Source organism: Paenibacillus aceti (genome assembly GCF_003614185.1).
Taxonomy (GTDB): domain Bacteria; phylum Bacillota; class Bacilli; order Paenibacillales; family Paenibacillaceae; genus Fontibacillus; species Fontibacillus aceti.
The window spans coordinates 1,689,279-1,701,986 of record NZ_KZ987724.1 but is presented as its reverse complement, the minus strand read 5'-3'; the positions used below and the strand labels follow the sequence as shown (position 1 = coordinate 1,701,986).

Genomic DNA, 12,708 nt, shown 5'->3' with positions numbered 1-12,708 from the left:
GATGAAATGGGAGGAATGATCTAGTTATGAAGTTCTTTACGATGTTTTGGGAGTACCGTGACTACTTCTTCACCGGTGTGCAGTATACGCTCTTGCTGGCTGCGATCGGTGTCATTTGCGGTTTTATTCTGGGGCTATTAATCGCTCTCGTGCGGATGTCGCCCTGGAAAATGGTTCGTTTCCTTGGCAATGCCTGGGTAGAGTTCCTGCGCGGTACGCCGATGATGGTGCAATTATTAATTATTCATTATGGCTTCTCGCAATTATTCGGTGTTAATTTTACGCCGATTCAATCGGGCGCGATTACTCTGTCGATCAACAGCTCGGCTTATTTAGCGGAGATCTTCCGCGCGGGTATTCAAGGCGTAGATCGCGGTCAAGGGGAAGCGGCACGTTCGCTAGGGATGACGCAGGGGATGTCGCTTAGGTTCATCATCATTCCGCAGGCGATCAAGTCGGTGCTCCCGGCCATTGGTAATGAGTTCATTACGATCATTAAGGAATCCTCCATCGTCTCTATTATCGGGGTGACGGAGCTGATCTTCCAATCCGGCTCTGTCGTCGGCATTACGTATAACGGGATGACTCCGTATCTGATCGTCGCAGTGATCTACTTTATTCTGACATTTACACTATCACGGATCTTGGGTGTGTTCGAAAGGAAGTTGAAGGCCAGTGATAACCGTTAAAAATTTGCATAAAAAATTCGGTCAGCTTCATATTTTGAAGGGAATTGACCTGGAAATCTCGCAAGGGGAAGTCGTCGTCGTGATCGGTCCGAGCGGGTCGGGCAAAAGTACTTTTCTACGCTGCCTGAATTTGCTGGAATCTCCGTCTGACGGTGAGATTCTGTTCGAGGGCGAATCGATTACGTCACGAGGGCATAACATCAATTTGACGCGCCAGAAGATGGGGATGGTATTCCAGCAGTTTAACCTGTTCCCGCATAAAACGGTGCTCGACAATATTACGCTGGCGCCGATCCGTGTGAAGAAGATGGAGAAGAACAAGGCGGAGGCGGTCGCGATGGATTTGCTGCAGACGGTCGGTCTGCAGGATAAGCGGGATGCTTATCCTTCGCAGCTCTCCGGCGGGCAGAAGCAGCGGATTGCGATCGCCAGAGCGCTGGCGATGGAGCCGCATGTGATGCTGTTCGATGAGCCGACATCAGCGCTCGATCCCGAGATGGTCGGCGAGGTGCTCGATGTCATGAAGAAGCTGGCTGACAAAGGGATGACGATGGTGATCGTCACCCATGAGATGGGCTTCGCTCGCGAAGTCGGCGACCGCATTATCTTCATGGATCAAGGCCAGATACTGGAGCAAGGTCCACCTGAGCAGTTGTTCGGTGCGCCTCAGCAGCAGCGGACGAAGGAATTCTTGAGCAAGGTGCTTTAACCAGTAAAGCTTTGTGAAAAAGCCTGCAGAAATGCAGGCTTTTTCACTTGATTTCTCCGCAATCGAACTAAAACGGAGGAAAAAGATGCACTTTCGCAGGAATTCACACACTAGATGCACCATATCCAAATTTTCCCCACCATGCGCAGTAATTTGCCTCGTACTAGCTCCTACGAACGAATGTATCGACTAATTTCCCTTAAACTTAGCTCTCGCCCCTCACATGAAACTCTATTACTCTACTACTCTAACTTACTCAGCTAACTCACCAAGACTCAACAGCCACCAGCCCACTTTCACTAGTCTATAATCTACGAAGATGACGTAATTTTTGTCATTATTTTAGTTGTGGAAATCCGCGTCGTATCAGGCTTTGTGCGAAAATGGTAACAATTACATGAGCTATTGGTTACAAAGTTGTGATATATTCAAAAGGCCGAAACTTGCTAGAACAAGTGCGGGGGACGATTTAACGAAGAGCTAGTCTGATAATGGAGCGATACCAGATTAGCATTCTTGGGGTGAAGCGCAGGTAGAATAGTAACAAATTATTAAAAAGATTGTTACTTCCTTGCGTAGGGAACTTCCTTTCCCGAATCCGACAACTAACTCCGCAGGCGCATAAAAGGAGGACAACATGAAGAAACAACATACATGGACTTTCAAGCGTATTATGAAGACGGCGATGATCACTGCCGGATTATTCGGAGCGATGCAGACCGTTCCTGCGCTGGCTGACTCGTTACATACAGCGAAGGAAGGAGATACCTTCTATACTCTGTCGAAGCAATATGGAGTGTCGATGGACAAGCTGATTACAGCTAATCCATCCGTTAAGGCTACGAATATCTACGAGGGCCTTAGTATCACAATTCCTGATGATAGCAATAGCGATAATAGCAACAGTACTAAGGCAGCTGCCCCTGAGGTGAAGGCGGCGTCTACGAGCCCAGCAGCGATTCTGCCAACGCTCAACGTGCTTGCTGATCAGAAGATCGTCGAAGCCTGGGGCAAGAGCTTCAATTATAGCAAAACCGTCGATGTGAAGGCATCTGCTTACTCCTCGGCACCGAGTGAGAATGGCGGCTATGGCGCGGTAGATTTCTATGGTAATCCGCTTAAGCTCGGAACGATCGCCGTTGACCCGAAGGTCATTCCGCTGGGAACCAAGGTGCTGGTCACCGGACATAGTCATGATGGCTTGCCGAAGAAGGCGTTCGTTGCTACGGCCACGGATATCGGGGGCGCGATTAAAGGAAAGCGAATCGATATTTTCATTCCAGGCAGCCCGTCATTCGTGAATCAATTTGGATATCAGGAAGTTAAGCTATACGTATTAAAATAGAAGCAATAAACAGGGCCGTACCGGATTTTCTCAATCTGGTGCGGCCCGTTTTGTATCATAATTTATGCTTCTCGGTCTGCAGCATCGTCGCCACATTCACGAACTGATACCCTTTGGCTTTGAGCTCGCGAATGATCTCAGGCAGTGCTTCTATCGTCCCGCTCAGATCGGTGCCATAGCCGCCTCCGGCATGCTGCAATACAATCGATCCGGGTCCTACGGTTTCCAGTACATTCTGCTTGACCTTCTCCTTGTCGAGACCTTTCCAGTCGAGAGAATCGACGTTCCAGTTCACAACCCGGTAGTTATGACGCTTGGCCCAGCGTACCTGTGCCTCGTTAATATCGCCGTACGGGGGTCGAATCAGTCTCGGACGGTAACCGACGATATTCTGAATCACCTTCTCGGTGCGCAGAATTTCGGATTGGAACTCAGCGAGCGTATGTTTCTTGAATTGCTGGTGAGTATAGGAGTGGTTGCCGATGATATGGCCATCCTTATGAATATTGCGCACAAGATCCGGGTGCTTCTTGGCCCGGCTGCCTACGACGAAGAAGGTCGCCTTGACTCCTTCACGCTTCAGAATCTTCAGCACCTGCGGGGTAAAGCGGGGATCAGGCACATCATCGAAAGTGAGAGCCACCTGCTTGACCCGGGGACCGCGGAATACGAAGGTCTCGGAATACTTGCGCTGCAGTTCCGCCAGATTAAGCGGCTTGGTGCTGGCCTCTGTGGATGTAGGTGCCGTGTCCTCCGCACCCGGTGCACCCGGTGACGACCGTTCGGCTTGCATGCTCCCGGAGCTCGGGAACAGCAGAAGCAGTATTGTGATGACGATCATCCAGCGTTTAAGCCCTGTGGACATAGCATTACCTCTTCTCCAAAAATAAATGTCATGTTTTGGTATGCCCATATTCGACCAATATTATGATGGAATTATTAATTTTGCGAGAAAACGCTTCATTTATTCACCTGTTGATATTGTAGTGAGGTTTGTCACAGACTGATGGGTGAAAAAATTGCATCTTAAGATGAAGTGTCTGAACATAAGCGAAAACAGGCGTCTACGATACAGAAAGGGGACTGAACAAATTGACGGAAGTAATATCCAATATCGAGGTATCACCAGGAGTATTTCGTCTGGCTGTCGCCGGTCAATTCGCCGGGAGGATGGGCCAGTTTTACATGATTCGCGCCTGGGACAATTATCCGCTGCTGTCCAGGCCGCTCAGTATTTTTGACATTACGCCTGAACGAATTGAATTTCTATATTTGGTGGTCGGGGAAGGTACAGCATTGCTCTCGCGATTGAAAAAGGGAGACAAGCTTACCCTCGAAGGTCCAATGGGGAACGGATTTACGGCTCCGGAGGGCAAGACAGCCTTTATTGGCGGGGGAATCGGTATTGCCCCGTTTTATTATGCCCTGCGGCAGGTGCCGGCGGCCGAAGTATATCTTGGCTTCAGCCGCGAGCCTTATATGGTAGAGGAGTTCCGCGAGGCAGCAAGCGGGCAGGTACATGTCAATGTGGGCGGAGTCATCCTGGATGATGTGGATTTTGATGCCTATGACACAATTATCGCTTGCGGACCGCATCCGATGCTGCATGCGGTGCAGCGTAAGCAACAGGCTTCCTCCGGCCGGGCTAAAGTATATGTATCGTTGGAGAATCGGATGGCTTGCGGAATCGGAGCATGTCTCGTATGCAGCGTGAAATGCAAAGATAAACGGAAGAAGGCCTGTACAGACGGTCCAGTATTCCCAGCTGAGGAGGTAGTGTTCGAATGATCGACTTATCATGTTCTTTTGGCAAGCTGACCTTTAAGAATCCGATCGTGATGGCGTCGGGAACCTTCGGTTTTGGACAGGAATACGGTGCGATTTATGATATTAACCGCCTTGGGGGTATTTCTGGCAAAGGCTTGACCCTGCAGCCTAAGGCAGGTAATGAGGGGATTCGGGTCTTTGAGACACCGTCTGGTCTATTGAATAGCGTCGGCTTGGAGAATCCGGGAGTAGAGGCATTCCTCCGTGATGAATGTCCGCGCTGGGAGCAGATGGAGCTTGTCCGCATTGTCAATCTGGGCGGAAACACCGTTCAGGATTATGTAGAAGGGGCGGAATTGATCGAAGCGGATGCGAAGCGAAGACAGCTTGCAGGCAAGCCTGCGGTCGATATGATCGAGCTGAATATCTCCTGTCCGAATGTGAAGGCGGGCGGGATGGCTTATGGCATCCAGACGGAGACGGCGCGCGAGGTCGTCCGCAAGGTTCGCGCTGCGACAACACTTCCGCTCGTCATCAAGCTATCCCCAAATGCCGAGGACATCGTCAGTATGGCCGTGATGTGCGAACAGGAAGGGGCGGACGGAGTGTCGCTGGTCAATACTTTCTCCGCCATGAAGATAGATATATATAAACGCCGCAGCGTATTCAATAATCTCTATGCGGGTCTGTCCGGGCCTGCGATCAAGCCGATTGCGCTGCGCATGGTGCATCAGGTCAGCCAAGCCGTCTCCATCCCGGTGATGGGCATGGGCGGAATTTGCAGTGCGACAGATATCATCGAGTTTATTATGGCCGGAGCGACGGTTACTCAGGTCGGAACCTATAATTTTATGAATTTACGTGCTGGAGAGGATCTGCTGGGGCAGTTAGAACAGTTCATGATCTCCGAGAAGATATCCTGCTTGGACGAAATCCGCGGCATCCTATAGAATAATAGCAAGGATGTTCTTAGGAGGCAGGCAAACATGGCATTTGAAGATATTAAGCTACAGGCTGTTCCTATGGGGCGAGATCTCGCGATATTGATTACTGGCGGGGCTGCTCATATAGGGGCGACATCCACAGCATACTGGAGTGGAGAGAAGATAGAGGTTATTACTTCCGCAGTGCCAGGCCACAAAGAGCATGTCTTAACCGCTGGCATGGCCCATCAGGCTGCTCAGGAGCTAAGGCGTACAGTCACGGTCATTATGGGAATTCATTATGATCATTTAAGCAAGGCTGAAATCGTCGAAGTCTCGGCTCGTACAGATGCCATTTTCAGAGATTATTTAAGCACCTGTTCCGAGTATGAGGGGCAAGCCGATGGAAGGAGAATAGAGAGATGAATAAGGAAGCATCAACTGGAGATAAATTTCACCGCCAGGCGATTTCTGCCGCGGCAGCGCAAGCTAGAATTATGCCTTTTGTAGCTACAAGCGGTATAGAACGGGTGAAGATTACTGAATCCGCAGGACGGATATTGGCTGAGGATATTTATGCACCGCATCCTTATCCGTATTTTCGTCGCTCAGGGATGGACGGTTATGCGATTATTAGCGGGGATACTCAGAATTGCAGTGCGGAGCAGCCGGTTCTACTCGAGGTTGTCGATCAGATCCCTTGTGGGAGCCTGCCCGCCATTCAGATCCTCCCGGGTACTGCCGCCCGGATCATGACCGGGGCGAAGGTGCCGGATGAGGCGGATACGGTCGTCATGCTGGAAATGACGGAACAGAAGGTACAGGACGGCGTGACTTATGTTAAGTTAATACGGGAGATCCCGCCGGGGAAGAACATTACTCCGGTCGGCTTTGAGGTTGCGGATGGAGACAAGCTGCTGGATAAAGGCTGTAAAATATCTGCCGGAGAAATCTCGGTGCTGGCTACCTTCGGCCTGGCCGAGGTTCCAGTGATGCGGCGTCCGCAGGTCGCGGTGCTCTCCACCGGCTCTGAGCTGCTCAAGGTTGAAGAGCCGCTGCAGGATGGCAAGATCCGCAACAGCAACACGTATATGCTGGCTTGCCAGATCGCCGAGGCCGGCGGGGAGCCTCATCTGCTGGAAGCGATCCCGGATCAGCTAGACCGGGCAAGGCAGATCATCTCCGAGGCTTTGGCCAGCTATGACATCGTCATCACGACCGGAGGAGTATCCGTTGGTGATTATGATATTATGGCCGATCTGGTCAAGGGGCCGGATGTCGAGTTGCTGTTCAACAAGGTTATGATGCGTCCCGGTAGTGTTACGACTGCTGCCGTACAGGACGGCAAGCTACTATTTGCTCTTTCCGGCAATCCTGGCGCCTGTTTTGTGGGCTTTGAGCTGTTCGTGCGACCGCTGATCGGCGGGATGCTGGGCAGGCCGCAGCCTTTTCTGCCAGAGATTGAAGCGGAGCTGGGGGCAGATTATCCGAAAATCAACAACTTCACCCGTTTTGTAAGGGGGCGGCTGGAGCTATCTACCGGGAAGCCGGTCGTCTATCCGGCGCTGCTCGATGAATCGAGTGTGATGATTACGATTAAGGATAGCGATGTTCTGATCGTAATCCCCCCGACGACCACCGGGATACAGGCTGGGGAGAAGGTAAAAGCGCTGAAGCTGTCTGGCGCCGCATGGTGATGAGTAAATCGGCAGTGATCCAGATCGTCGGGTATAAGAATAGTGGGAAGACGACGCTGATCGGCAAATTACTGGAGAGCTTCAAAGCTATGAATCTGCAGGTGGCTGTGATTAAGCATGATGCGCATGGCTTTGAGATGGATCGCGAAGGAACCGACACCTATTCGCATCATCAGCATGGTGCGGCCGCGATTGCCATCACTTCGCCTTACCGGACGGCGGTAATTGAGGAACAGGCGACCTCACTGGTGCAGCTGATCGAGCGGTTCAAGTGCTATGATCTGATCTTGGTAGAGGGCTTCAAGAGGGAAGCGTATCCGAAGATTGTGCTGCTCCGGGGCCGGGAGGACCTGTCTCTGCTACAGGAGCTAAGCCAGGTCAGAGCCTATGTGACGCGGAATCAAGACGGGTCACGTGTTAGAGCTATCGCTGCCCCACCGCTTCATTTTGGCGCGGATGAGTCGCAGCAAATCGCAGCTTGGATTGCCAGGGAAGCAGGAATTGCATCCCCAGCCCCATAGAGCGTCGGTCGTCCTATTGACTATCAACCCGTCGCTCAATCGCTTCGGACATCGTCTTGTCGGTCAAGTGGGCATATACCTCGGTTGTCTCGGTCGAAGCGTGTCCAAGCTGTTCCTTGGTCTTATAGATATCATTTTGCAAATAGTAATCGGTCGCGAACGAATGGCGCAGCTTATGTACGGTTAGATAAGGCTTGCCGAAGCGTTTCGCATATTTGATAATCATCGCCTGGATGGCTCTCTTCGTCATTCGCTTGCCTTCGGTATGACCGTTGGGCAGAGCGACGAAGAGGGCTTTTTCCCGTTTCGGGGTGCGGTATCTGGATTGTCTCAGCGTCAAATAGTGAACGAGGTCATCCTTCGATTGCTCGCGGAAATAGACCGGAGTCTTGAAGGTCTCGTCATTATTGCCTTTGCGGTAGACCTGGAGCAATTTATTGTTCAGATCGAGATCATCGACATTCAGATTGACGACTTCGGATACCCGCAGCCCGGAATTCAGAATGAGGCTGGCGATACAGGCATCGCGCTCCTTATTATGCTCGTAGGAATAGAGCGCCTGCTTATTGTTCTCGATGTCATGTCCATACCCCTCGGCAATATAGCTGATGAATTCGATCAATTCATCCTCTTCAAGGATTTTCCCCTTCAGCTTGGCCGCGGTATCCTTCGGCTTATGAATCCGCTTGATTTCCACCTTGGCCATAATGTTGCGCTTCAATAACGGATAGAAGTTCTCATCCTCGGCGATCTGGCTCAAATAATGAAACAGAGAGCGCAGCGAGGACATTTTGCGTGCTACGGTAATGCGGGAGTTCGTCCCTTCGGTCCTTGTCGTCAAATGCAGCCGATAGCCTACCACACTCTCCATCCGCAGCGTCTCCAGCTCCAGCAGGGTAACCCCCCCGTTATTGTCGGCGACAGACAAGCCCTCGGCGCGCATCCAGCCGAAGAACTGCTCATAGTCGCGAACATACTCTAACAGTGTGGAGGGGGAGAGGTCCGGCAGCTTATAATCGATGAACTGCTGCACGAACCAGGGCATGTGGACGATTCTTTCGTCCAGCTTCTTGCGGTCGATTACTTTTTGTACATTCATTCGTCACTACACCTCCGACTTGCGAGAGAGAAATATATAATCCGGTTCCCCGCGGGATTGCTTCACTTCAAGCACTTCGACCTGGCCAAAATAACGCTCCATCCGCTGCGCAAACTGCGAAGAAGCTGTGGCGCTCCAAAATGTAATGCAGCCACCGGGCTGCAGCAGTCGGTATAATATATCGAAGCTGTTCTCGTGATAGAGCGAGTGGTTCTGCTCGAACACTTTCCAATCCGGTCCGTTATCGATATCGAGGCAGACCAGATCGAATTTATCGCGGGTCGTTCCAATCCATTCGATAAGATCCGCGTGAACCAGCCTGGTCCTGGGGTGCTCGAGAGCCCGGTCAGAGACATCAGCCAGCTCCGTGCGGTTCCAGTCGATGATTTTCTGCTCAATCTCTACGACAGTGACCTGTTCTATGCGAGGGTCAAGCAGCGCTTCCTGCAGCGAGAAACCGACTCCTAATCCGCCGATTAATACATGCTTGGGCTGTGATACATATTGCAAGGCGCTGCGGACGAGCAGTCGCTCTGATTCTCCATTATAAGTCGCCATAAGAAATGTGCCGTTGCTGATGATTTCGTAATTTTCCCCCCTACGTTGCAGCTGGATTTCGCCTCTGGGTGTATTGGCCCGCTCGATAATTTCAGCGGGGACGTTGCTATGATTCATGAGAGCGCATCTCCTTTGCTAGAAAGTATGAGTTCAACATCTATTGTACACGATAGCGGCCGAGAAATAGCAATATCATTGTTTATCGTTATAAAATTACATCATATGAAAAATTCATAATAGAAAACCTAAATACGTTTTTTGCACATCCATCCTTTATGCCCATTCTCAGTTTATCTAGCTACAACTCCGCTCTGTTACAAAAAGGAAGGCAGATTTAAAGCCCTATTCCAACGTTTTTCGTGATATAATGAGCTGTTGTCTGCTACGGATTTTTTCAGGTACGTAAAGGGGTTATCATTTCATGAAATTTACGGTTAATTACTTATCATTCTTTGTCATTCAGGTAGAAGGGAAGGAAGGCCAGACCGTCAAGAATTACAAGCACTTTCAGACGATGGACGGCTATGAATATCTGGAGAGTGAGATCCGCTCATTCCTCGATGGAGAGTTCACCAGGATCGCCAAGCGCAAGGTAGAGAAGAATCCTGTGGTGGAGCAGGCTCCTACGAAAATCGGTCGCTTTATCGTTGAGCCTGGCTATGAATTGGACAGCAATCCGAACTTCAATATGTTCGCCCGGCTGCGCGGCGCCGAGGACAAGGAGGATTACAAGAATGCTTGTGATGATCTGGTCCGGGGCTATCTGGAGGCGAGCTCGGTTCGCGGTGGCGCCTTGATCGTAGTCCAGGCAAAGCTGGAGAAATATTCGGAGGACCCGTATATCTTCGTGCTGAAATGTGACTTTGAACCGAAGATTGCCCGGATTTCCGATGAACACAGCCTGATCAGCAAGGTGGAGATGGCGATCAGCGCGCGAAATATGAAATCGATCCTATATCCGTATATGTATGAAGAGGGTATGGTGGATGAATGGGAGCTGAAGATCCATCAGTCCTCCCACGCTAAATATTTCGAAGATTTCCTCCGCTTCGTCACCTATGAAATGTCGATCCCGGAAATCGTTAATGAACAGGTGATGGAGTTCGTCCAGACCTATGTGGAGACCAAATGGCCGGATGAGAATGAAGAGGAACGCCAGCAGGTGGAGAAGGAGATCGAGCTATGGGCAGCGAGTGAGAAGAGAGTCATTCAGGATAAATGGGAGCCGACGGAAGTGATCGAGGCAGCCGAACGGATCGTGGAGATCAAGCCGGAGATTGAGCTGAAATTCAGGATCGGGGATACGGTAGTCAAGGGCAAGCTGGCCGATTTCGGCAACGAGGTTCATATCGCCAGGGTGAATGGCCGTTACGCGGTCATCCTCGAAGGCGATTCAATCACGTTTGATAAAGCTTTTTCCCCTGTAGAGCTGTTGCAGCCGGACCCGTTCGAGATTGTGGCCCAGCGGATCATGGAGAAGAAGCCCGAGGAAGATGACCTGCCTCCTTTTTAAAATAGAGCGATTAGCCTCATAACAAGCATGCGCTTATTTGCTGCGGTATGGATTCCGCCAAATAAGCGCTTTTTGCGTTTGCCGGAACCAGCTTCGTATGATTTGTTTCACTACGGAAATACTACTCGTGCTAGTAATATCGACGGATTCTATAATTTCAGGCGATGGAGCGGTTAGGGGGATGGATATATGTGGAAAGTCATAGTGGATCATTTTCCCGGTTGGGATGTTGTTCTTCAAGCTGTAATGCTATTGATTCTGCCTATAATCTTCAATTATCTGTTTCAATGGGCCCATACCAATCTGCGCAGGCGGAATTCGCTGAAGGACAGCGGCAATGCAGGGGACAAGTCCAATGCGGCTGAGAATAGTAGTCCTCATGAGCAGGGTCAAGCGGACGGACAGCAGGTCATGGAGAGGTATGAGGATAATCTCGCTTGGCTTAAGGAGCGGGCGACGAAGCACTGTGATATACACATCAGGGAGTTCATGGTGGGAGGCGAGAACAGAGCGGCTCTTTTATATGTCGATGGACTCTATGATAAGACGCTGGTTGACACGCAGGTTCTGGAATCCTTGATGAATAAGGGTGGGGAGGAGGGGCATCCAGACGATGATATCCCGGTCACGAAGGAGAATCTGCTGAATCTGATCCTGCCGATCAGCCAGGTGAGTGATACGCATCAGCTGCATCAAGTCGTGGAGGACATATTGACAGGCACGGTCGCTTTGCTGGTAGAAGGCGTGGAAGAGGTGCTGATGCTTAGCGGCTCAGCCGGTAATAGTAGAGCGATTGAAGAACCGGTATCGGAAGGCCTGTTAAGAGGGCCGCGGACAGGCTTCACGGAGACGTTAAGCGAGAATACGGCTTTATTAAGACGGCATGGCAGGAATGAGAGCTTGCGGATGACCAAATTCAAAGTTGGGTCGAGGGTCAAGAAGGATCTGATCGTCGCTTATGTAGAGGATATTGCTAATTCCGAGCTGGTTGATGAGGTCATCCACCGGATCGAGGCGATCGATCTCGATTATGTGGCGGAGTCAGGCTATGTTGAGCAGCTGATTGAAGACAATAGCTTCAGCTTGTTCCAGCAGGTTCAGAGTACGGAAAGGCCGGATCGGGTGATCGGCGCATTAATGGAGGGCCGGGTCGCCCTCTTGCTCGACGGAACTCCCTTTGTCTTGATCGTTCCTGTCACCTTTAGCATGCTACTTCAATCGCCAGAGGATTACTACGAACGATGGATACCAGCGACACTGCTGCGCTTGCTGCGATTCTTCACCGCTTTTCTGGCGGTATTTACGCCAGCTATCTATATATCCTTTATCTCGTATAATCAAGGGCTGATTCCTACCGAGCTGGTGGTTACGATTATTGAATCGCGGCAGAGCGTCCCCTTTCCCTCCATTATTGAGGCGTTGATTATGGAAATTTCGATTGAAATTCTTAGGGAAGCGGGTATTCGCCTGCCGAAGCCGATCGGGCCTGCCATGGGTATCGTTGGAGGTCTGATCATTGGGGATGCGGCAGTGAATGCGGGAATTATCAGTCCCTTCCTGGTCATTGTGGTAGCGGTAACCGCGATTTCATCCTTTGCTATTCCGTCCTATAGCACGGGGATTACTCTTCGTATTCTTCGCTTCCTAGCGATGTTCTGCGCAGCTTTTCTCGGCTTATATGGTACCGTGCTGTTCTTCATCCTAGTATGCAGCCATGTGGCTAGACTGAAGAGCTTCGGCGTACCGTATGTGAGCCCGATGAGTCCCTTCCGGTGGAATGATTGGAAGGATTTCATTGTGCGCATGCCGCTGAAGGTCATGAATCGGCGTCCCATAATGATGAAGACGAAGGATTCTAGCCGCAGGGACAAATGATGGCGTGATGAA

13 protein-coding genes and 1 riboswitch are annotated in these 12,708 nt (G+C 50.8%); of the genes, 10 read left to right on the top strand and 3 right to left on the bottom strand.

What is annotated here, in order from left to right:
- Positions 1-26 precede the first annotated feature (26 nt).
- From BFJ94_RS07445 to BFJ94_RS07435, 3 genes are all read left to right on the top strand, one after another.
- A complete protein-coding gene (locus BFJ94_RS07445; protein WP_120462085.1) occupies positions 27-689 on the top strand; it encodes an amino acid ABC transporter permease in 663 nt (220 codons plus the stop codon).
- The gene (locus BFJ94_RS07440) at positions 676-1,398 is read left to right on the top strand and encodes an amino acid ABC transporter ATP-binding protein (RefSeq protein ID WP_120462084.1); all 723 of its coding nucleotides are present in this window, start codon (positions 676-678) and stop codon (positions 1,396-1,398) included. Before BFJ94_RS07445 ends, BFJ94_RS07440 begins: the two co-directional genes overlap by 14 nt.
- Before the next feature lie 424 nt (positions 1,399-1,822).
- Positions 1,823-2,034: riboswitch (cyclic di-AMP (ydaO/yuaA leader) on the top strand.
- Position 2,035: 1 nt separating this feature from the next.
- Positions 2,036-2,743, top strand: coding sequence for a 3D domain-containing protein (locus BFJ94_RS07435; RefSeq protein WP_120462083.1), 708 nt, complete (start codon positions 2,036-2,038; stop codon positions 2,741-2,743).
- A 55-nt stretch (positions 2,744-2,798) separates the two neighbouring features.
- Here BFJ94_RS07435 and BFJ94_RS07430 read toward each other — a convergent pair whose 3' ends face one another.
- Positions 2,799-3,608: a polysaccharide deacetylase family protein gene (locus BFJ94_RS07430; protein ID WP_229716904.1), complete on the bottom strand. Its 810-nt coding sequence runs from the start codon at positions 3,606-3,608 to the stop codon at positions 2,799-2,801.
- A gap of 227 nt (positions 3,609-3,835) precedes the next feature.
- On the opposite strand from BFJ94_RS07430, the gene BFJ94_RS07425 reads away from it, so the two are divergent.
- From BFJ94_RS07425 to mobB, 5 genes are read left to right on the top strand one after another with little or no spacing between them, the layout of a single operon-like run.
- Positions 3,836-4,531, top strand: a complete 696-nt coding sequence (locus BFJ94_RS07425) for a dihydroorotate dehydrogenase electron transfer subunit (protein WP_120462082.1) — start codon at positions 3,836-3,838, stop codon at positions 4,529-4,531.
- Positions 4,528-5,460, top strand: coding sequence for a dihydroorotate dehydrogenase (locus BFJ94_RS07420; protein WP_120462081.1), 933 nt, complete (start codon positions 4,528-4,530; stop codon positions 5,458-5,460). Before BFJ94_RS07425 ends, BFJ94_RS07420 begins: the two co-directional genes overlap by 4 nt.
- Before the next feature lie 36 nt (positions 5,461-5,496).
- Entirely contained in the window at positions 5,497-5,859 is a 363-nt protein-coding gene (gene lpdD, locus BFJ94_RS07415) for a prenylated flavin chaperone LpdD (protein WP_229716905.1), read from the top strand.
- On the top strand, positions 5,856-7,130 hold the full coding sequence (locus tag BFJ94_RS07410; protein ID WP_120462080.1) for a molybdopterin molybdotransferase MoeA: 1,275 nt from the start codon (positions 5,856-5,858) through the stop codon (positions 7,128-7,130). Before lpdD ends, BFJ94_RS07410 begins: the two co-directional genes overlap by 4 nt.
- Positions 7,130-7,651, top strand: a complete 522-nt coding sequence (gene mobB / locus BFJ94_RS07405) for a molybdopterin-guanine dinucleotide biosynthesis protein B (RefSeq protein WP_120465139.1) — start codon at positions 7,130-7,132, stop codon at positions 7,649-7,651. The genes BFJ94_RS07410 and mobB overlap by 1 nt, the downstream gene beginning before the upstream one ends.
- 13 nt (positions 7,652-7,664) lie before the next feature.
- Here mobB and xerS read toward each other — a convergent pair whose 3' ends face one another.
- A complete protein-coding gene (gene xerS, locus BFJ94_RS07400) occupies positions 7,665-8,750 on the bottom strand; it encodes a tyrosine recombinase XerS (protein WP_120462079.1) in 1,086 nt (361 codons plus the stop codon).
- A gap of 6 nt (positions 8,751-8,756) precedes the next feature.
- Positions 8,757-9,425 (bottom strand): spermine/spermidine synthase domain-containing protein, encoded by a 669-nt coding sequence (locus BFJ94_RS07395; protein ID WP_120462078.1) that lies wholly within the window; start codon positions 9,423-9,425, stop codon positions 8,757-8,759.
- A 304-nt stretch (positions 9,426-9,729) separates the two neighbouring features.
- Between BFJ94_RS07395 and BFJ94_RS07390 the strand changes: the two genes are divergently transcribed.
- Together BFJ94_RS07390 and BFJ94_RS07385 are read left to right on the top strand one after the other, a co-directional pair.
- A complete protein-coding gene (locus tag BFJ94_RS07390; RefSeq protein ID WP_120462077.1) occupies positions 9,730-10,821 on the top strand; it encodes a DUF3900 domain-containing protein in 1,092 nt (363 codons plus the stop codon).
- Positions 10,822-11,010: 189 nt separating this feature from the next.
- A complete protein-coding gene (locus BFJ94_RS07385) occupies positions 11,011-12,696 on the top strand; it encodes a spore germination protein (protein WP_120462076.1) in 1,686 nt (561 codons plus the stop codon).
- Positions 12,697-12,708 lie beyond the last annotated feature (12 nt).